The following is an 18,106-nucleotide window of genomic DNA, read 5'->3' as shown; positions in this document are numbered from 1 at the left end:
CAGCGCGAAGCCGACCGCGCCGAGGCCCTGGCCCAGGCCGCCGCCGCCCCGGCGCCCGAACCTGTGGTCGAGGAGCCGGCCGCTGAAGAGCCCGCAGCCGCGGAAGCCGCGCCCGAAGCGGCCGCTGAGGACGCAGCCCCGGCCGAGGCCGCCGCCGAAGTCGCCGCCCCTGCTGAAGAAGTCGCGCCTGCCGAGGAAGCCGCGCCTGTCGAGGCCGCCGCCGAGGAAGCGCCCGCCGCCGAGGCTCCGGCCGAAGAGGCGCCTGCCGCCGAAGCCGCCGCCGAAGAAGAGCCCAAGGCTTAAGGGCTCCGCTTGTCTGAACGGCTGATCCTCGTTGCGCGTGTTGGCGGCGCCGTCGGCGTGCGCGGCGAGGTTCGCCTTTCGACCTTCACCGAGGACCCGCTGTCGGTCGCGGCCTACCGCGACCTGCGGCGCGAAGACGGCTCGCCCGGCCTGACGATCACCACCGCCCGCGTCGCCAAGGGCGGCGCGGTGGTGCGGGCCAAGGAAGTCACCACCCGCGACCAGGCCGAGGCCTTGCGCGGCCTGCAGCTCTACGTGCCCCGCGACCTGTTGCCCCCGCCGGACGAAGACGAGTTCTACGCCGCCGACATGGTCGGTCTGAGGGTCGAGACCCAGGCCGGCGAACTGCTTGGGCTGGTCAAGTCGGTGCAGGATTTCGGCGCCGGCGACCTGGTCGAGGTCCAGCCGACATACGGGGCGAGCTGGTGGCTCCCGTTCACCCGTGAAGCCGTGCCCGAGGTCAGCCTCGCTGAGGGTCGGCTGATTTGCGTCCCGCCGGTCGAAGCCGACGAGGACGACGCCTAGGCCGGCTTCGGCGCGCGGATGCGGATCAGGCCTTCCTGGGCCAGTGAGGCGACCAGCACCCCGTCCTCGCGATACAGGCCGCCGAACGCGAACCCGCGGCCTTCGCCGGCGCGCGGGCTTCCCACCGTGAACAGGTGCCACTGATTGAAGTCGGTCGGCTGATGAAACCACACGGCGTGATCCAGGCTCGCGCCCTGCATGCCGGGCGTCGTCCAGGTGACCCCGTGCAGCCGCATCGCCGCTGACATGACCGCCCAGTCCGACGCATAGGCGAGCGCCGCCTGGTGCAGCCTGGGATCCTCGCCGATCGGCTCGCGCGCCCGCATCCAGGCCTGAAGCATCGGCGGCTCATCGCCGGGTGGGTCGAAGGCGCCTTCCGTGAAGCGGATGTCGAGCGCGCCCTGCATGCCGACGCTCGACTTCGCCCGGTCGGGAAGCGTGGCCGGCGCCGGCGCCGGGGGCATGGGATCCTGGTGCTCCAGGCCGCGCTCGGGCGACTGGTAGGAGCACATCATGGTGAAGATCACCGCGCCGTTCTGCCGGCCGGTGACGCTGCGGGTGGCGAAGCTGCCGCCGTCGCGCACGCGCTCCACCGTGAAATCCAGCGGCAGGGCGGGATCGCCGCCGCGCACGTAGTAGCAATGAAGCGAATGGCACAGCCACCCGTCGATCGTCGTGTTGGCCGCCAACAGGGCCTGAGACACCACCTGGCCGCCATAGACGCGGGCCGGTCCGCCTTCCAGGCTGATGCCGCGGAAGGCGTCATCGCCGAGAGGCTCGAGGGCGAAGGTTTCGAGCAGGGTGTTTTTCAGGATCATGGCGACGTTCGATCAGGCCCCGGGCCGAAAACGTCAAGTCTGAAGCGCGCGCAGCGTCCAGCCGACGCGGCTGCTCTTGACGCGCGCGCCTCGGGCGAGGCTTGAACGGGGCCATGTCGTTCGACGCCACCGTCCTGACCATGTTCCCCGAGGCCTTTCCAGGTCCGCTCGGCGTTTCGCTGATCGGCACGGCCTGGCGTGAGGCGGGCCTGTGGACCCTGGAAACGGTGGACATCCGCGGTTTTTCCAAGGATAAGCGCGGCTTCCTGGACGACACCCCCGCGGGTGGTGGTCCCGGGCAGGTGCTGCGAGCGGACGTCATCGCCGCCGCGCTGGACAGCGTGGAGCGGCGGGGGCGGCCGCTTTTGTACATGAGCGCACGCGGTCGGCCCCTGTCGCAGGAAAGGGTCGCCCAGTGGGCTGCAGGTCCCGGGGTCATCGTCCTGTGCGGACGGTTCGAAGGGGTGGACCAGCGGGTGCTCGACGCCCGCGGGTTCGAGGAGGTCGCGGTCGGCGACGCGGTGCTCGCCGGCGGCGAGGCGGCGGCGATGGTGGCGATCGAGGCGTGCGTACGGCTGGCGCCGGGTGTGTTGGGCCAGCCGGAGAGTTTGAAGGAAGAGAGCTTCGAGGACGGGCTCCTCGAGCATCCGCAGTACACCAGGCCGCGGACGTTCGAAGGGCTCGACATCCCCGAGGTGCTGCTCAGCGGTCATCACGCCCAAGTGGCGTCGTGGCGGCGGATGCAGCGCGAACGAACCACGCGGGAGCGTCGGCCGGATCTCTGGGCGGCGCATCTCGCCAATCAACAGCCAAAGGGCGGATGAAGCCCAAAAGACCTGAAGGACGACGACGATGAACGTGATCCAGACGCTTGAGCGCGAAGAAGAAGATCGCCTGAAGGCGCAGCGCTCCACCCCCGAATTCCAGCCGGGCGACACCGTCCGCGTCAACGTGAAGATCAAGGAAGGCGAGCGCGAGCGCGTCCAGGCCTATGAAGGCGTCTGCATCGCCCGCGCCGGCTCCGGCATCAACGAGAGCTTCACCGTGCGCAAGATCTCGTTCGGCGAAGGCGTCGAGCGGGTGTTCCCGGTGCTCTCGCCGATGATCGAGTCCATCGAAGTGAAGCGCCGCGGCGTCGTGCGGCGCGCCAAGCTCTATTACCTGCGCGATCGTCGCGGGAAGTCGGCCCGGATCGCCGAGCGTTCGATGAGCGCCAAGCCGGTCGCCGCGGCGACTGCGGAAACCACCGAAAGCTGAGTTCGTCTCCGCGCACCCCGGCGAAAGCCGGGGCCTGGGCGCGGTCTGCAGAGTGCGCATGGATAGCCTGCTTGGATGCCGACCTTCGTCGGGACGAGCGGGCTTTTCTGTGTTCAGGCGCCCCGTCTCGGACTTGCCGGAAACGCCTCCGCAGGCCTACATGCCGGCCATGGCCGGAAAGACGCTCTACGACAAGATCTGGGACGCTCACGTCGTCGCCCATGCCGATGGGGACGAAGAGGTCTTCTATATCGACCTGCACCTGATCCACGAGGTGACGACGCCGCAGGCCTTCGCCGGCCTTCGCGCCGCCAACCGCCCCGTGCGCAGGCCCGACCGCACGCTGGCGGTGGCGGACCACAACATCCCCACGGAGGGCCAGGACCTGGGCGTCGACGCCGTGGCCGACGCAGAGGCGCGCCTGCAGTTGCAGACGCTGGGCCGCAACGTCGAGGAGTTCGGCATCGAGTTCTTCCCGATGGGCGACATCCGCAACGGCATCGTCCACGTGGTGGGTCCCGAGCAGGGCCGCACCCAGCCCGGCATGACCATCGTCTGCGGCGACAGCCACACCTCCACCCACGGCGCGTTCGGCGCTCTTGCGCAGGGCATCGGCACGTCCGAGGTCGAGCACGTGCTGGCCACCCAGACCTTGCGCCAGAAGAAGTCGAAGAACTTCCGCGTCAACATCGAGGGGACGCCCGCGCCCGGCGTCGGCGCCAAGGACTTCGCGCTCGCGGTGATCAGCACCATCGGCACAGCCGGCGGCACCGGCTTCGTCATCGAATACGCCGGCGAGGCGGTCCGCGCCCTGTCGATGGAAGGCCGCATGACGCTGTGCAACCTGACCATCGAGGCCGGCGCGCGCGCAGGCCTGGTGGCGGCCGACCAGACTACCTTCGATTACCTGATGGGCCGCCCAGCGGCGCCCAAGGGCGGCGCCTGGGAAATGGCGCTGTCCTACTGGAAGACCTTCCGCTCCGACGACGACGCGGTGTTCGACCGCGAGATCACCATCGACGCGGCCCAGATCGCGCCGCTGGTCACCTGGGGCACCAGCCCCGAGGACGTGGTGCCGGTGACCGGGAACGTCCCCGATCCGGCCAGCTATCCGCACGCCGACAAGCGCGCCTCCGCGGCCCGCTCGCTGGAATACATGGGCCTCGTCGCCGGCCAGCCGATCAGCGAGGCGAAGATCGACCGGGTGTTCATCGGCTCGTGCACCAACAGCCGCATCGAGGATCTGCGCGCCGCCGCCGTGGTGGTGCAGACGGCGCTGGACCGTGGCCTGCGCGTCGCCGACCACGTCAACGCCATGGTGGTGCCGGGCTCCGGCCTGGTGAAAGCCCAGGCCGAGGACGAGGGCCTGGACGAGGTGTTCCGGGCCGCCGGCTTCGACTGGCGCGAGCCCGGCTGCTCGATGTGCCTGGGCATGAATCCCGACCAGCTCGAGCCCGGCGAACGCTGCGCCTCGACCTCGAACCGCAACTTCGAGGGCCGCCAGGGTCGCGGCGGCCGCACCCACCTGATGAGCCCGCCGATGGCCGCCGCCGCGGCGATCGCCGGCCACATCGCCGACGTGCGCGACTTCCTCTAGGGGCCAGGGCGAACCATGGAAGCTTTCAACCACCTGGACGGGCGCATGGCGCCGCTGCCGATGGCCAACATCGACACCGACCAGATCATCCCGAAGCAGTTCCTCAAGACCGTCGACCGGGTCGGCCTGGGCGCCGGCCTGTTCTATGATCTGCGCTTCACGCCCGAGGGGCGCGAGCGGCCGGACTTCATCCTCAACCGTCCGGAGTACAAGGGCGCCTCGGTGCTGGTGGCCGGCGACAACTTCGGCTGCGGCTCGTCGCGCGAGCATGCGCCCTGGGCGCTGATGGACTTCGGCGTGCGCTGCGTGATCTCCACCAGCTTCGCGGACATCTTCTACAACAACTGCTTCCAGAACGGCCTGCTGCCGGTGGTGCTGAAACCCGAGGAGGTGCAGGCGCTGATGGACGAGGCCCAGGGCGGCAACCACCTGGTCACCGTCGACCTGGCCGAGCAGACGGTGGTCTCGCCGAGCGGCCTGCGCTTCCATTTCGACATCGATCCGGCGCGCAAGCACAAGATGCAGAACGGCCTGGACGCCATCGGCGAGACGCTGCAGGCGGCCAAGGACATCGACGTTTACGAGATGCGCCAGGCCATCTCGCAACCCTGGCTGGAGCGCGCATGACCCTGATCATCGCCGGCACCGTTCGCGTACCCCCGGAGAACGTCGAGTCCCTGCGCCCGCACATGGTGACCGTGCTGGCCTCGAACCGCGCCGAGGACGGCTGCGAGACGTTCGTCTTTTCGGAGGACGTTGGCGATCCCGGCCTGATCCACATCTTCGAGGTGTGGCGCGACCAGGCGGCGCTGTCCGCGCATGGCCAGAGCGAGCATCTGAAGGCCTGGCGCGCGGCCGGTGAAGCTTTGGGGGTTTCCGAGCGACGGCTGTCCCTCTACGAGGTCGCCTCGCAGCGACCACTCTGACGGGGCCACAGCCATGACCGACCTGCTTCTCCTGCCCGGCGACGGCATCGGACCGGAGGTGACCGAGCAGGTCCGTCGCGTCGCCTCCCGGCTCGCCAACGACCTGGCCATTGACGAGCGCGCGTTCGGCGGGTCGAGCTTCGATCAGTTCGGCGCCCCGCTCACCGACGAGACCCTGGCGCTGGCCAAGGCCTCAAAGGCAGTGCTGATGGGTGCGGTGGGAGGGCCCGCCTGGGCCGACGCCCCGCGGCATCTGCGCCCCGAGGCCGGCCTGCTGAACCTGCGCACCGGCATGGCGGTGTTCGCCAACCTGCGCCCGGCGATCTGCTTCGACGCGCTCGCCGACGCCTCGTCCCTGAAGCGGGAAGTGGTCCAGGGCCTGGACATCATGATCGTCCGTGAGCTGACGGGCGGGGTCTATTTCGGCCAGCCGCGCGGCATCGAGACCCTGGCCGACGGCCAGCGCCGCGGCGTCGACACCCAGGTCTACACGACCTCGGAGATCGGGCGCGTCAGTCGCGTGGCCTTCGAACTCGCTCGCGGACGCCGCAACAAGGTGACGTCCTGCGAGAAGTCCAACGTCATGGAGACCGGGCTGTTGTGGCGCGAGGTCGTCACCGCTCTGCACGCCAAGGAATATCCCGACGTGCAGCTGGAGCACATGCTGGCCGACAACGCCGCCATGCAGCTGGTGAAGAACCCCAAGCAGTTCGACGTCATCGTCACCGACAACCTGTTCGGCGACATCCTGTCGGACGAGGCGGCGCAACTGACCGGCGGCCTGGGCCTGTTGCCGTCGGCGTCGTTGGGCGCGCCAGGGACGCCGGGGCTGTTCGAGCCGATCCACGGTTCGGCCCCCGATATCACCGGCAAGGGCATAGCCAATCCGCTGGCGGCCATCCTGTCGTTCGAGATGGCGCTGCGCTGGTCGCTCGGCCGCGCCGATCTCGCCGACCGCCTGAAGGCCGCCGTCATGGGAGCGCTGGAGGACGGCGCGCGCACGCCGGACATCGGCGGGGCGCTGTCGACGGGCCAGATGGCCGACGCGGTGATCGCCAAACTCTGAACGAACTCCATCGCGTCGCGGTGGTTTGATGATGTTGCAGCGCGCAATTCACCCGCGCTGTGGCCTGGTGCGCCTTGCGCCAGGGCCTCAGGAGGAGTAACGGGACCCTCCCTCAAAAACAGGAGATACGTCTATGGGTTACCGGGTCGCCGTCGTAGGCGCCACGGGCAACGTGGGCCGCGAAATGCTGAACATCCTCGAGGAAGTGAACTTCCCCGTGGACAAGATTCACGCGATCGCCTCGCGGAAATCCATTGGCGTGCAAGTGTCCTTCGGCAATTCCAACATCGCCTGTGAAGACGTCGAACAGTTCGACTTCTCCACCGTCGACCTGGTGTTGATGTCCGTGAGCGGCTCTTTCTCCAAGCAGTGGGCGGCGAAGATCGGCGCGGCCGGCCCCATCGTCATCGACAATTCGTCGGCCTGGCGCATGGATCCCGACGTGCCGCTGATTGTCCCGGAAGTGAATCCCGACGACGTCGACTTCGCGCACAAGAAGAACATCATCGCCAACCCGAACTGCTCCACCGCCCAGCTGGTGGTGGCGTTGAAGCCGCTGCACGATCGCGCGCGCATCAAGCGGGTGGTGGTGGCGACCTACCAGTCGGTCTCCGGGGCCGGCAAGGAAGGCATGGACGAGCTCTGGGATCAGACCAAGGGCGTGTTCGTGCTCGGCCCGTCTGAGCCGAAGAAGTTCCCCAAGCAGATCGCGTTCAACGTCATCCCCTTCATCGGCGCCTTCAACGACGACGGCTACACCGACGAAGAAGCCAAGATGTGGAACGAGACGCACAAGATGATCGACCCGGCGATCAAGCTGACGGTCACCTGCGTGCGGGTGCCGGTCATGGTCGGCCACTCGGAAGCGGTGAACATCGAGTTCCACGACCCGATCGACGAGGACGAGGCCCGCGAACTGCTGCGCGAAAGCCCCGGGATCATCGTCATCGATAAGCGCGACGACAAAGGCTACATCACACCGAAGGAAGCCCAGGGCGAGTTCCCGGTCTTCATCAGCCGCATCCGCAACGATCCGACCGTCGAGCACGGCCTGAACCTGTGGGTGGTCGCCGACAATCTGCGCAAGGGCGCGGCGCTCAACGCCGTGCAGATCGCCCAGTTGCTCGACGAACGCGGCCTGATCCGGACCAAGGCCCTGGCGTAATGACAGCGCAATCGGCCGCCGGTTCCGAACAGCGCCTTGCGCTCGGAGCCGGCGCCGGTTGCTATGTCATCTGGGGGTTCATGCCCCTGTTGTTCCAGTTCATCGCCCGACAAGGCGGCGGCCCCTGGGAGATTCTCGCCCAGCGGACGGTCTGGGCGATCCCGCCGGCGGCGCTGTTCGTCGTGCTGGCGAACCAGCAATCCCAGTTCCTCGCTGTCGTGCGCCAGCCCAAGGTGCTGGGGCTGCTGGCGATCTCCGCCTGCCTGATCAGCCTCAACTGGGCGCTCTACATCACTGCGGTGAACACCGGCCGGGTGCTGGAGACCAGCCTCGGCTACTTCATCACGCCGCTATTCAACATCGCCGGCGGGGCGCTGCTGTTCCGTGAGCGCATGGACGGCTCGGCCAAGGTCGCCATCGGCCTGGCCGCCGCCGGCATCGCCTTGCAGACGGTGGCGATCGGCCAGCTCCCGATCATCTCCATCATCCTGGCGATGAGCTTCAGCACCTACGGCCTGGTGCGCAAGCAGGTGGCGGCCGACGCCCAGACCGGTTTGCTGATCGAGTGCCTGATGCTGGGGGCCTGCGGTCTCGCCTACGTCCTTTGGCTGGAACGGTCCGGCGGTGGACACTTCCTGGGCGACGCCGGGGTGACCGCGGCGTTCGTCTTCGCGGGGATCATCACCGCCGTGCCGCTGATGATGTTTTCGTGGTCGGCGCGGCGCATCCCGCTGTCGGCGATCGGGTTCCTGCAATTCATCACGCCGACCATCACCTTCTTCATGGGCGTGCTCCAGGGCGAGCCGTTCACCTGGCTGCGCGGCGTGTCGTTCGTGTTCATCTGGATTGGCGCCGGCGTGTTTCTGTGGGGCGCGTGGCGACGCAGCCGCCTGGCCGCCGCGGCGGCTCAGAGCGCCGCGTAGGCCGCCTCGATCAGCCGCTTGGGCCTCGCGTCGCCGACCAGGTCGGTGGACTGCTTGTTCATCACATAGGCCCCGCCGAGCCGCCGTTCCGGATCGGCGAAGACGCAGCTGCCGCCCCAGCCAGAATGGCCGAAGCTCTGCTCCGCCGGCCCCCAGGCCTTCAAAGGCGCATTGCGGAACACGCCGGCCGCCCAGCTCATCTCGAACGGCAGCACCAGGTCCTGGCCGCCGATCCGCTCGCGCGACAGTTCGCCGATCAGCGCCGGCGACAGGATCTGTTCGCCGTCCAGCCAGCCGTCGTCGGCCAGGGCCCCGAACAGCCGGGCCAACGCCAGAGCGGTCGCATGGCCGTTGGCCGAAGGCACCTCGATCCGCCGCCATTCCGCCTCCGGCCGTCCGCCGGGCTGTGACCAGGGCGACAGGAAAGCTGCACGCGTCGCGGCGTTGATCTCGCCGAAGTCGGGCAGGGCGCTCGGCCGCTGCACCTGGGCGACGCGGTCATGCTCGGCGTCGGGCAGGCCGATCCAGATATCCAGGCCGAAGGGCTCGGCGAGATCCTCGTGCAGTGCGCGACCCAGGGTGCGGCCGTCGACCCGGCGGAAGATCTCGCCCGCCAGATAGCCGTAGGTGAGCGGGTGATAGCCGCTGGCCGTGCCCGGCGGCCAGATCGGCGCCATGGCCGCCAGCCGGTCGCAGATCGCCTGCCAGTCGAACCACAGCGACGGCTCCATCGGCTCGACGAACCCGCACAGGCCCGCCTGATGCGACAGCGCCTGCTCGACGGTGATCGCCGCCTTCCCCGCCTGGGCGAATTCCGGCCAGACTTCGGCGACGGGCTGGTCGTAAGCGAGGCGGCGCTGGTCCACCAACCGCGCCATCATCAACGCCGCCAGCGCCTTGGTGGTCGAGAACAACGTCGCCAGGGTGTCGGCGCCGAACGGCCGCGTGCGGGCGCGATCCGCAAAGCCCGCATGCAGGTCGACCACAGTCTCGCCCTCGCGCACCAGGCTGAAACGGGCCCCCAGCTCGCGGCCTTCCGCGAAGTTGGCGGCGAAGGCGTCCTTCACCGCGCCAAATGATGGATGGGCGAAACCCAGGATCTCGACGTCGGCCACGCTCAAGTCACCGGACGGAAGGCGACGCCGCCGATCATGGCCGCGCCGTGGTCGATGGGCAGGCCGGCGTCGCGGGCGCGCTTCAGGGCGGCTTCCACGTTCGGGACGCGGATTTCCAGCCCGACTACGCCGTCGCCAGCTCCGCCGCGTGCTGGCACGAAGTCGATACGTCCATCAAGCACTTGGATCGTGGGACCGTTCGGGCCCGCGATCACCGGCAGCTCCAGCAGTTCCGACCACCGCGCCGCGACCGCCTCGGGGTTAGGGTGCTGCACGGCGACGGCGGCGATGCCCAGGGTGTCGCCGTTGCGCGCCGCCTTCCAGCCGTCGCCCGCAGGATGCCAGTGGCAGTCCGCGCTCAGCCAGTCCGCCGCGCCGCGCGCCTCGTCGATCGAGGTCAGCGTGCCGCCGAAGTCCTTCGGGTGGAACTGCACGGCCACATGGTCGTCGTACTCCAACAGCTCGATGACCCTGACGCCCTTCGCCTCCAGCCTCCGGCGATGGGCTTCGGCGTCCTCTGCCTGGAAGATCACCATGTAGCCGGCGTCGCCGCCGCGCTTGTCCATGAACCGCCGGCCCGGCGCGTCGTCGGCCGTCGGCTGGGCGACCTCGATGAAGTCCGAGCCCACCGGGAACACCGCATTGATCAGTCCCCAGGTGACCAGGCTGGGGTCGTTGAAGCCGACCTTCACGCCAAACATCTGCTCGAGTTGCCGGGAAACCTCGCCGAGGTCCCCAGCCATCAGGGCCACCTGGCGCAGCCGGTACTCACTCATCCGCGTTTCCTAGTCGCCGCCATCGGATCGGTCGGTTGCGTTTGGACGTAGCATCCAAGAAAGATGCCGCAAAGCGTAACGGGCCGGCGCCCGGATCATGGGAGCAGACGCGTATGGGCGAGACGGCCGACCACCTGAAGTATGAGGTGCGCGACAACGTCGCCCTGATCACCTTGACCCGGCCGGAGGCGCTGAACGCGCTGTCGCTGGACATGATCGACGGCATCCGCGCCGCGGTGAAGCGAGCCACCGCCGACGACGCCGTGTTCGCCCTGGTGTTCACTGGAGAGGGCCGAGGCTTCAGCGCCGGCATGGACATGGGCGTGCTGCAGAATTCGACGGGCGCAGCGGGCAATCCGCGCCCGCACTTCGAGGCCGGCGACGGCACGCCGGCGCTGTTCGGCTATCTGTTGGGTACGCCCAAGCCGGTGATCTGCGCAATCAACGGCGTGGCGGCCGGCGGCGGCTTCGTGCTGGCGATGATGTCCGACCTGCGCTTCGCCGCGGAGGAGGCGACCTTCATCACTGTGTTCTCCAAGCGCGGCCTGATCGCCGAACACGCGATGAGTTGGCTGCTGCCGCGCCAGATCGGAACCAGCCGCGCCCTCGATCTGCTGTGGAGCTCGCGCAAGGTCGACGCCCAGGAGGCGCTGCGCATCGGCCTCGTCGACCGCGTGGTTCCGGCCGCCGACCTGGTCCAGGCGGCCATCGATTACGTAGCGATGCTGAAGGCCAATGTCGCGCCGCGCGCCGTCGCCACCATCAAGACGATGGTCTACCGCCACTTGTCGATGGACTTCGTCGCCGCGTCCGAGGATTGCGAGCGGATCATGCGGGCGGCCCTGAAGCACCCTGACGCGGTCGAGGGCGGGGCCTCGTTCGTTGAGCGCCGTCCTCCCGCATTTGCCCCCGTCAGCGAAGGATTCCCCCAATGACCGCTTTCACCAAGCATCCGGAAGACGTGATCTACGGGGTCAAGGACGGCGTTGCGACCATCAGCATCAACCGCCCGCAGGCGCGCAACAGCCTGCGCTATGGCACTGCGTCGGCGATCTACGATGCGGCGCTAGAAGCGTCCAAGGACCCCAGCGTCCGCGTCGTCGTGCTGCGGGGCGAGGGCGCGGACTTCTGCGCCGGGGCCGACATCAAGCAGTACAATTCCGAAGCCAGCGGCCAACCGCAATACCTGGCCCAGGACCGTACCTACTTTCACCTGCCGGTGCTGCTGCACGAGATGGCGCCGGTGACCATCGCCGCCGTGCGCGGCGCGTGCGCCGGTGCGGGCTTCGGCTGGGCCTTGGGCTGCGACCTGCGTTTCGCCGACACGCGCGCGGCGTTCAACACGGCGTTCCTGGCGGTGGGCGCGGCCGGCGACATGGCCGGCCCCTGGACGCTGTCGCGGATCGTCGGCGCGGGCCGGGCGCGCGACCTCTACTTCTTCCCGCGCAAGTTCGGCGCCCAGGAGGCGCTGGATATGGGCATGGTCACTCGGGTGTTCGACGAGGCGTCTTTTGAGACCGAGCTGGACAAGCTCACCGCCCAACTCGCCAATTCCGCGCCGCTGGCGCTCAAGGCGCTGAAGGCCAACTTCCTCGACGCCGAGCGGATGGACATGCGCGCCTTCAGCCTGGCGGAGACCGAGCGTCACGCCCAGATCTTCCCGACCCGCGACCGCGCCGAAGCCTTCGCCGCCTTCGCCGAGAAGCGCCCGGCGAAATTCGAGGGGCGTTGATATCCCTTCCGCTCACCCGGGCTTTCGCCAGGGTGAGCGGAGTTGGATCAATAGCGGTAGTGGTCCGGCTTGAACGGGCCCTGGGGGGCCACGCCGATGTAGTCGGCCTGGTCCTTTGACAGGGTGGTCAGCTTCGCGCCCAGCTTGTCGAGGTGCAGCATCGCCACCTTCTCGTCGAGGTGCTTGGGCAGGGTGTAGACCTTGGTTTCGTAGTTCTTGCCGTTGGCCCACAGCTCGATCTGCGCCAGCGTCTGGTTGGTGAACGAGGCGCTCATCACGAAGCTCGGGTGGCCGGTGGCGTTGCCCAGGTTCACCAGGCGGCCTTCAGACAGCAGGATGATCTTCTTGCCGTCCGGGAATTCGACGTGGTGGACCTGATCCTTGATCTTGTCCCACTTGAAGTTCTTCAGGCCGGCGACCTGGATCTCGGAATCGAAGTGGCCGATGTTGGCGACGATGGCGTTGTTCTTCATTCGCCGCATGTGCTCGACGGTCAGCACGTCCTTGTTGCCGGTCGCGGTGACGAAGATGTCGGCCTTGTCGGCGACGTCTTCCATGGTCTGGACTTCATAACCTTCCATGGCCGCCTGCAGGGCGCAGATCGGGTCGATCTCGGTGACCACGACGCGAGCGCCGCCGTTGCGCAGGGACGCCGCCGAGCCCTTGCCCACGTCGCCATAGCCCAGCACCACCGCCACCTTGCCGGCGAGCATCACGTCGGTGCCGCGGCGGATGGCGTCGACCAGGCTCTCACGGCAGCCGTAGAGGTTGTCGAACTTGGACTTGGTGACGCTGTCGTTGACGTTGATCGCGGGGAACGGCAACTCGCCGCGCTCGGCCATCTGGTACAGGCGATGGACGCCGGTCGTGGTCTCTTCCGAGACGCCTTTGATCGAGTCGCGGATGCCGCTGTAGAAGCCGGGCTTGTCTTTCAGATAGCGCTTCATCACCGTGTAGAGCGCCTCTTCCTCCTCGTTGGTCGGCTTGCTGAGGAGGCTCGCGTCCTTCTCGGCCTTGGGGCCGAGCACGCACAGCAGCGTCGCGTCGCCGCCGTCGTCGAGGATCATGTTCGGATAGCCGCCGTCGGACCATTCGAAGATCTTGTGGGCGTACTCCCAGTACTCGATCAGGTTCTCGCCCTTGATCGCGAACACGGGCGTGCCGGCCGCGGCGATGGCGGCGGCGGCATGGTCCTGGGTCGAGAAGATGTTGCAGGAGGCCCAGCGCACCTCGGCGCCAAGCGCCTCCAGCGTCTGGATCAGCACTGCGGTCTGGATGGTCATGTGCAGGGAGCCGGCGATGCGGGCCCCCTTCAGGGGCTTGTCCTTGCCGAACTCGGCGCGCACCGCCATCAGGCCGGGCATCTCCGTCTCGGCGATGGCGATTTCCTTCTGGCCCCAATCGGCCAGGGCGATGTCCTTGACGACGTAGTCGGTCATGACGGGTCCTTGTCGGCGAATGTCTGGTGGCCGGCTCTATAGCCAGCCCGGTTGCCATGGGCAAGGAAACATATAAAGAAATCCTTATATGATTAGATAGACGCCGTCCTGCGCTCGAAAAAGGCGTCCTCGGCGACGGCCCGACGCCCGCGCGCGGCGCGACGCATTGCGTGCAGGCGCTCCGCCGGTGTAATCGCGCTTGAGCCCAAGGAGCCGTCATGAACGCCCACACCCGCATGGTCGACGCCGCCGAACCCCGCCACGACTGGACCGTGGTCGAGATCGAGGCGCTGTTCGAGCTGCCGTTCACCGAGCTCGTGTTCCGCGCGGCCGAGGTGCACCGGCGCTGGTTCGATCCCACGGAGCTGCAGCTTTCCCAGCTCCTCTCGATCAAGACCGGCGGCTGCGCGGAGAACTGCGGCTACTGCAGCCAGTCGGCGAGCTTCGATACCGGCCTCACGGCGACCAAGCTGATGGACACGACCGCGGTGATCGCCGCGGCGATGGAGGCCAAGGCCGGCGGGGCGCAGCGTTTCTGCATGGGCGCGGCTTGGCGCGACATCAAGGATCGCGACCTGCCGAAGGTCTGCGCGATGATCTCCGGGGTGAAGGCGCTGGGTCTGGAGACCTGCGCCACGCTGGGGATGATGACCGGCCCGCAGGCCAAGGCGCTCAAGGACGCCGGCCTCGACTACTACAACCACAACCTCGACACCGGCCCTGAGTACTACCCGAGCGTGGTCAGCACGCGAACCTATCAGGACCGTCTGGATACGCTGGCGCACGTGCGCGACGCGGGGCTCAACACCTGCTGCGGCGGCATCGTCGGCATGGGCGAGACGCGCCACGACCGCGCCGGCCTGCTGCAGGCCCTGGCGACCCTGCCCAAGCATCCAGACAGCCTGCCGGTGAACGACCTGATGCCGACCACCGGCACGCCGCTGGGCGGCAGCGATCCCGTGGATGGCCTGGAGTTCGTGCGGATGGTGGCGGTCGCCCGCCTGGTCTGCCCGAAAGCCGTGGTGCGTCTGTCGGCCGGGCGCGAACACATGAGCCGCGAGCTGCAGGCGCTGTGCTTCCTGGCCGGAGCGAATTCGATCTTCATCGGCGGCAAGCTGCTGACCACGGCCAACCCCGACCGCGACACCGATGCGGCGCTGCTGGCCGATCTCGGGATGAAGCCGATGGGCGCGGCCTCAGCGGTCCTCGTCGAAGCGGTCGGCGACTAGGGCGGCCAGCGCCGCCACCGCGGCGTCGGCCTCGGCGCCGCGCGCCTCGATGAGGATGCAGCAGCCAGGCCCGGCGGCCAGCATCATCAGGCCCATGATCGAGCGGGCGTCAGCGGCCTGTCCGTCTTTGGACACCGTGACTTCGGCGTCGAAACCGGCGGCGGTGCGGACGAACTTCGCCGAGGCGCGGGCGTGCAGCCCCCGCTCATTGACGATCTCGACCTCCCTGACGACGCTTTCGCTCATTTCTCTCCGGCGAGCACGTACGAGGCGACCGAGATGTACTTGCGTCCGGCCTCCTGCGCACACGCTACGCAATCTTCGAGCGGCTGGCGATTGCGCACGCTGGCCAATTTTATCAGCATCGGGAGATTCAGACCGGCGATGACCTCCGCCTTGGTCTGTTCCATCACCGAGATCGCCAGGTTCGACGGCGTGCCGCCGAACATGTCGGTGAGCAGGATCACCCCGCCGCCGCCGTCGACCCGGCTGCAGGCCTCGAGAATGTCCTGACGGCGCCGTTCCATGTCGTCCTCGGGGCCGATGCAGATCGCCTCCACGGCGGCTTGGGGCCCCACGACATGCTCCATGGCGAAGATGAATTCCTCCGCCAGGCGCCCGTGGGTGACGATGACCAGGCCGATCATCCCGCGAGGCTCACGTCCGCCGTCCCCGACCGAGCAGTGCGGCGTCGGAGGAAAGAGCTGCCTTGAGTCGTCATTCGCCATTTTCGACGCCACATGCGGTCTTGGCCCTGACTCTGCGTGCGCCCCGCCCGCATCGCGTCGCACAGGGGGAGCCCGAAGAATTCGCCCCCACTCTGAGACAACATGGATAACACTCTACTGACGCGGTAGGGGGCGCGCCGGAAAGCCACAGGCCCCCAACACCACACGAAGGCAAGGGGAATTGCGCCTGTCCATCGCCGCCTTGATCTACAGAGTCAAACGCCCTCAACCCTGAATTTCATCCCGCGCAGCGCAATCAACTCAGGCGACATATGATCAGGGTCGCAGCGCCTGTGCATGCGCCAGGGCGAGGCGGAGTCGGAGCGGCGCGGAGGCCTCGTAGGGCGACAACAGGAACGCCGGTATCTGGATGCCCTCGCGCTCCACCCAGTGCGGCTCGGGCAATCGCTCCGGCGTTCCGAACTGAACGACCAGTGCGACCTCGCAGAACGTCAGCGCGGCGAGGCGCACCACATCCAGACCTCGCGCCTCGATCAACCCCTGCAGGGTGGGCGGCGCGCAGCCGTAGAGTCTGGCTCCCGACGCCCAGAGCTCGACCCGGTCGTCGGCGCAGAGCCGGAACCCAGCGTCGATCGCCCGTAAGGCCAGGTCGCTCTTGCCCTCGCCGGATGCGCCTTCGATCAGGGCGCCGCGCCAGGCGCCGCCGATCCTGGCCGCGATCAGGCCGCCGTGGACGATCATGACCGGGCTTGCGGCAGCGAGACCACGAAGCGCGCGCCGGCGACCTCGCCATCCGGCCCGGTGCGGTTTTCGGCGCGGATGATCCCGCCGTGCGCCTCGGTGATCTGGCGGGCGATCGACAGGCCGAGACCTGAGTTGCCGCCGAACGCCGCGCCCTTCGGCCTGGAGGTGTAAAAGCGCTGGAACACCGTCTCCAGGTTCTCTTCGGGAATGCCGGGGCCGTCGTCGTCAATGGTCACCACGGCCTGTCCGCGCGATGCCTGCAGACCGACCCGCACCTCGCCGCCTGGTCTGCTGAACGAGCGCGCATTGTCGATCAGGTTGCGGAACACCTGACCCACCGGACCCTCGCGGCCCGAAACCCGGATGGGCTCCAGCGTGTCGGCGGGGACGAAGCGCACGTCGATGTCGCCGGGTTTGGCGGTCTCTTGATACAGGCCGGCGACGTCCGACAGCAGCCGACCGACGTCCAGCGGGCGTGGTGATTCCCGCGACAGCTCCGCGTCCAGCCGCGAGGCGTTGGAGATGTCGGTGATCAACCGGTCCAGCCGCTGGATGTCCTGATGCAGGATGCGGGTCAGGCGCTCGCGCGCGGCCGGATCGGTGACCAGGTCCAGGGTCTCCAGCGCCGAGCGGATCGAGGTCAGCGGATTGCGGATCTCGTGCGCCACGTCGGCGGCGAAGCTCTCGATCGCGTCCATGCGCTCGGAGAGGGCGTGGGTCATGTCCTCCAGCGAGCGCGTCAGGTCGCCGAGCTCGTCGTCGCGCTTGGCGAGGTCGGGCAGGGAGATGGCCCTGGCCCGCGACAGCCGCACGCTATCGGCGGCGCGCGCCAGCCTGCGCACCGGCTGGGCGATCAGTCGGTTGAGCAGCAGCGAGGAGATCAGCGTCACGCTGACGGCGATCAGCGCAAAGGGGATCAGCGCGGCCCGTTCGCGGGCGATAATCTCGTCGACGTCGCTGGCTTCTAAGGTCAGCACCCCCAGCACCGCCTGTACGTGCTGGATGGGGATCGACACCGAGACGACGCGCGCGCCGTGGTCGCCGACCCGCATGCCGGCTTGGTGGTCGCCCTTCAAAGCCTTGGCGACTTCGCGGGCGAGGCCCGCCTCTCCGCTCGCCTTCGGCGCCGTGGGTCCGCGCCCTTGCAGATCCAGGGAGAAAGTCCCGGGGTCGACGCGCTGGCGCGCGGGGGGAAGGGTTTTCCATTCCACCCGGTCGGCCACCCAGTCGGAGTCGGCGATCAGCCGCCCCTCGGCGTCAAACAGCCGCGCGCGCTGCGAGCGCGGGTTGGACAGCATCTGCAGGATCTCGGCGGCGTATTGGCCGTCCATTGACGGTTCGGGTTCGCCGATGGTCGCCGCGCGGTCGATGATGGTGGCGATAAGCTCACCCTGCGTGGTCAGGCTGTCGATGCGCGCGCCGACCAGGCCCCGGCGCAGTTCGTTCAGCACCAGCGCCCCGCCGATCAGGATCACCAGTCCCAGCAGGTTGAGCGCGATGATCAGCCGGCCCAGCCGGGTGCCCGGCAGCCAGGACCCGCGTGACCGCCTGCGGTCGGGTTCAGACTTCGCGGTAACGGTAGCCGACGCCATACAGGGTCTCTATCGCGTCGAACTCAGGGTCGACATCGCGGAATTTCTTCCGCATCCGCTTGATGTGACTGTCGATGGTGCGGTCGTCGACATAGACCTGATCCTCGTAGGCGGCGTCCATCAGGTTGTCGCGGCTCTTCACGAAGCCGGGCCGCTGGGCCAGCGACTGCAGCAGCAGGAACTCGGTCACCGTGAGCTTCACCGGACGGC

22 protein-coding genes are annotated in these 18,106 nt (G+C 68.2%); 13 read left to right on the top strand and 9 right to left on the bottom strand.

What is annotated here, in order from left to right; all coding sequences use genetic code 11:
• A partial coding sequence (locus tag Q8M88_RS05460) for a hypothetical protein (protein ID WP_305595234.1) occupies positions 1-303 on the top strand: 303 nt, incomplete at its 5' end.
• A 9-nt stretch (positions 304-312) separates the two neighbouring features.
• A complete protein-coding gene (gene rimM, locus Q8M88_RS05455) occupies positions 313-828 on the top strand; it encodes a ribosome maturation factor RimM (protein WP_305595233.1) in 516 nt (171 codons plus the stop codon).
• Here rimM and Q8M88_RS05450 read toward each other — a convergent pair.
• A complete protein-coding gene (locus tag Q8M88_RS05450; protein ID WP_305595232.1) occupies positions 825-1,646 on the bottom strand; it encodes an acyl-CoA thioesterase II in 822 nt (273 codons plus the stop codon). The two genes, rimM and Q8M88_RS05450, sit on opposite strands and share 4 nt — an antisense overlap.
• Before the next feature lie 113 nt (positions 1,647-1,759).
• On the opposite strand from Q8M88_RS05450, the gene trmD reads away from it, so the two are divergent.
• From trmD to rarD, 8 genes are all read left to right on the top strand, one after another.
• Positions 1,760-2,470: a tRNA (guanosine(37)-N1)-methyltransferase TrmD gene (gene trmD, locus Q8M88_RS05445; protein WP_305595231.1), complete on the top strand. Its 711-nt coding sequence runs from the start codon at positions 1,760-1,762 to the stop codon at positions 2,468-2,470.
• 28 nt (positions 2,471-2,498) lie between these two features.
• A complete protein-coding gene (rplS, locus tag Q8M88_RS05440) occupies positions 2,499-2,903 on the top strand; it encodes a 50S ribosomal protein L19 (RefSeq protein WP_305595230.1) in 405 nt (134 codons plus the stop codon).
• A 169-nt stretch (positions 2,904-3,072) separates the two neighbouring features.
• Positions 3,073-4,500: a 3-isopropylmalate dehydratase large subunit gene (leuC, locus tag Q8M88_RS05435; RefSeq protein WP_305595235.1), complete on the top strand. Its 1,428-nt coding sequence runs from the start codon at positions 3,073-3,075 to the stop codon at positions 4,498-4,500.
• Positions 4,501-4,515: 15 nt separating this feature from the next.
• Positions 4,516-5,127 (top strand): 3-isopropylmalate dehydratase small subunit, encoded by a 612-nt coding sequence (gene leuD, locus Q8M88_RS05430; protein WP_305595229.1) that lies wholly within the window; start codon positions 4,516-4,518, stop codon positions 5,125-5,127.
• Positions 5,124-5,426 carry a putative quinol monooxygenase gene (locus Q8M88_RS05425; protein ID WP_305595228.1) on the top strand — a complete coding sequence of 101 codons (303 nt, stop codon included), beginning with the start codon at positions 5,124-5,126 and terminating at the stop codon, positions 5,424-5,426. Before leuD ends, Q8M88_RS05425 begins: the two co-directional genes overlap by 4 nt.
• 13 nt (positions 5,427-5,439) lie before the next feature.
• A complete protein-coding gene (leuB, locus tag Q8M88_RS05420) occupies positions 5,440-6,492 on the top strand; it encodes a 3-isopropylmalate dehydrogenase (RefSeq protein ID WP_305595227.1) in 1,053 nt (350 codons plus the stop codon).
• 133 nt (positions 6,493-6,625) lie between these two features.
• Complete coding sequence (locus Q8M88_RS05415) at positions 6,626-7,657, top strand: aspartate-semialdehyde dehydrogenase (protein WP_305595226.1); 1,032 nt, start codon at positions 6,626-6,628, stop codon at positions 7,655-7,657.
• Entirely contained in the window at positions 7,657-8,580 is a 924-nt protein-coding gene (gene rarD, locus Q8M88_RS05410) for an EamA family transporter RarD (protein WP_305595225.1), read from the top strand. Before Q8M88_RS05415 ends, rarD begins: the two co-directional genes overlap by 1 nt.
• Here the strand turns inward: rarD and Q8M88_RS05405 are convergent.
• Both Q8M88_RS05405 and Q8M88_RS05400 read right to left on the bottom strand, forming a co-directional pair.
• Positions 8,565-9,695, bottom strand: coding sequence for a serine hydrolase domain-containing protein (locus Q8M88_RS05405; protein ID WP_305595224.1), 1,131 nt, complete (start codon positions 9,693-9,695; stop codon positions 8,565-8,567). The two genes, rarD and Q8M88_RS05405, sit on opposite strands and share 16 nt — an antisense overlap.
• A gap of 2 nt (positions 9,696-9,697) precedes the next feature.
• Positions 9,698-10,471 carry a VOC family protein gene (locus Q8M88_RS05400; protein WP_305595223.1) on the bottom strand — a complete coding sequence of 258 codons (774 nt, stop codon included), beginning with the start codon at positions 10,469-10,471 and terminating at the stop codon, positions 9,698-9,700.
• A 113-nt stretch (positions 10,472-10,584) separates the two neighbouring features.
• Here Q8M88_RS05400 and Q8M88_RS05395 point away from each other — a divergent pair, with 113 nt between their 5' ends.
• Positions 10,585-11,406, top strand: a complete 822-nt coding sequence (locus tag Q8M88_RS05395) for an enoyl-CoA hydratase-related protein (RefSeq protein ID WP_305595222.1) — start codon at positions 10,585-10,587, stop codon at positions 11,404-11,406.
• Positions 11,403-12,203, top strand: a complete 801-nt coding sequence (locus tag Q8M88_RS05390; RefSeq protein ID WP_305595221.1) for an enoyl-CoA hydratase/isomerase family protein — start codon at positions 11,403-11,405, stop codon at positions 12,201-12,203. Before Q8M88_RS05395 ends, Q8M88_RS05390 begins: the two co-directional genes overlap by 4 nt.
• Before the next feature lie 47 nt (positions 12,204-12,250).
• On the opposite strand, the gene ahcY is transcribed toward Q8M88_RS05390, so the two are convergent.
• On the bottom strand, positions 12,251-13,642 hold the full coding sequence (gene ahcY / locus Q8M88_RS05385) for an adenosylhomocysteinase (protein ID WP_305595220.1): 1,392 nt from the start codon (positions 13,640-13,642) through the stop codon (positions 12,251-12,253).
• A 218-nt stretch (positions 13,643-13,860) separates the two neighbouring features.
• Here ahcY and bioB point away from each other — a divergent pair, with 218 nt between their 5' ends.
• Positions 13,861-14,871 (top strand): biotin synthase BioB, encoded by a 1,011-nt coding sequence (bioB, locus tag Q8M88_RS05380; RefSeq protein ID WP_305595219.1) that lies wholly within the window; start codon positions 13,861-13,863, stop codon positions 14,869-14,871.
• On the opposite strand, the gene Q8M88_RS05375 is transcribed toward bioB, so the two are convergent.
• From Q8M88_RS05375 to Q8M88_RS05355, 5 genes are all read right to left on the bottom strand, one after another.
• Positions 14,839-15,117 (bottom strand): HPr family phosphocarrier protein, encoded by a 279-nt coding sequence (locus tag Q8M88_RS05375; protein WP_305595218.1) that lies wholly within the window; start codon positions 15,115-15,117, stop codon positions 14,839-14,841. The genes bioB and Q8M88_RS05375 overlap by 33 nt on opposite strands.
• Complete coding sequence (locus Q8M88_RS05370; protein ID WP_305595217.1) at positions 15,114-15,518, bottom strand: PTS sugar transporter subunit IIA; 405 nt, start codon at positions 15,516-15,518, stop codon at positions 15,114-15,116. Before Q8M88_RS05370 ends, Q8M88_RS05375 begins: the two co-directional genes overlap by 4 nt.
• Positions 15,519-15,875: 357 nt before the next feature.
• On the bottom strand, positions 15,876-16,301 hold the full coding sequence (locus tag Q8M88_RS05365) for an HPr kinase/phosphorylase (protein ID WP_305595216.1): 426 nt from the start codon (positions 16,299-16,301) through the stop codon (positions 15,876-15,878).
• On the bottom strand, positions 16,298-17,896 hold the full coding sequence (locus tag Q8M88_RS05360) for a stimulus-sensing domain-containing protein (protein WP_305595215.1): 1,599 nt from the start codon (positions 17,894-17,896) through the stop codon (positions 16,298-16,300). Before Q8M88_RS05360 ends, Q8M88_RS05365 begins: the two co-directional genes overlap by 4 nt.
• On the bottom strand, positions 17,865-18,106 hold a 242-nt coding region (locus tag Q8M88_RS05355), incomplete at its 5' end, for a helix-turn-helix domain-containing protein (protein WP_305595214.1). The genes Q8M88_RS05355 and Q8M88_RS05360, both read right to left, overlap by 32 nt.

It is taken from the genome of Phenylobacterium sp. (genome assembly GCF_030693805.1).
Taxonomy (GTDB): domain Bacteria; phylum Pseudomonadota; class Alphaproteobacteria; order Caulobacterales; family Caulobacteraceae; genus Phenylobacterium.
The sequence above is the reverse complement of the archived record's forward strand: the minus strand, read 5'-3'. Positions and strand labels throughout refer to the sequence as shown.

Bases quoted from the DNA above. Each gene is read 5' to 3' on its own strand.
- Q8M88_RS05390 (WP_305595221.1), top strand. From the start codon at position 11,403: ATGACCGCTTTCACCAAGCATCCGGAAGACGTGATCTACGGGGTCAAG.
- trmD (WP_305595231.1), top strand. From the start codon at position 1,760: ATGTCGTTCGACGCCACCGTCCTGACCATGTTCCCCGAGGCCTTTCCA.
- bioB (WP_305595219.1), top strand. From the start codon at position 13,861: ATGAACGCCCACACCCGCATGGTCGACGCCGCCGAACCCCGCCACGAC.
- rarD (WP_305595225.1), top strand. From the start codon at position 7,657: ATGACAGCGCAATCGGCCGCCGGTTCCGAACAGCGCCTTGCGCTCGGA.
- leuB (WP_305595227.1), top strand. From the start codon at position 5,440: ATGACCGACCTGCTTCTCCTGCCCGGCGACGGCATCGGACCGGAGGTG.
- Q8M88_RS05395 (WP_305595222.1), top strand. From the start codon at position 10,585: ATGGGCGAGACGGCCGACCACCTGAAGTATGAGGTGCGCGACAACGTC.
- leuD (WP_305595229.1), top strand. From the start codon at position 4,516: ATGGAAGCTTTCAACCACCTGGACGGGCGCATGGCGCCGCTGCCGATG.
- rplS (WP_305595230.1), top strand. From the start codon at position 2,499: ATGAACGTGATCCAGACGCTTGAGCGCGAAGAAGAAGATCGCCTGAAG.
- Q8M88_RS05365 (WP_305595216.1), bottom strand. From the start codon at position 16,301: ATGATCGTCCACGGCGGCCTGATCGCGGCCAGGATCGGCGGCGCCTGG.
- Q8M88_RS05370 (WP_305595217.1), bottom strand. From the start codon at position 15,518: ATGATCGGCCTGGTCATCGTCACCCACGGGCGCCTGGCGGAGGAATTC.
- ahcY (WP_305595220.1), bottom strand. From the start codon at position 13,642: ATGACCGACTACGTCGTCAAGGACATCGCCCTGGCCGATTGGGGCCAG.
- Q8M88_RS05415 (WP_305595226.1), top strand. From the start codon at position 6,626: ATGGGTTACCGGGTCGCCGTCGTAGGCGCCACGGGCAACGTGGGCCGC.
- Q8M88_RS05450 (WP_305595232.1), bottom strand. From the start codon at position 1,646: ATGATCCTGAAAAACACCCTGCTCGAAACCTTCGCCCTCGAGCCTCTC.
- Q8M88_RS05400 (WP_305595223.1), bottom strand. From the start codon at position 10,471: ATGAGTGAGTACCGGCTGCGCCAGGTGGCCCTGATGGCTGGGGACCTC.
- Q8M88_RS05425 (WP_305595228.1), top strand. From the start codon at position 5,124: ATGACCCTGATCATCGCCGGCACCGTTCGCGTACCCCCGGAGAACGTC.
- Q8M88_RS05360 (WP_305595215.1), bottom strand. From the start codon at position 17,896: ATGGCGTCGGCTACCGTTACCGCGAAGTCTGAACCCGACCGCAGGCGG.
- leuC (WP_305595235.1), top strand. From the start codon at position 3,073: ATGGCCGGAAAGACGCTCTACGACAAGATCTGGGACGCTCACGTCGTC.
- Q8M88_RS05375 (WP_305595218.1), bottom strand. From the start codon at position 15,117: ATGAGCGAAAGCGTCGTCAGGGAGGTCGAGATCGTCAATGAGCGGGGG.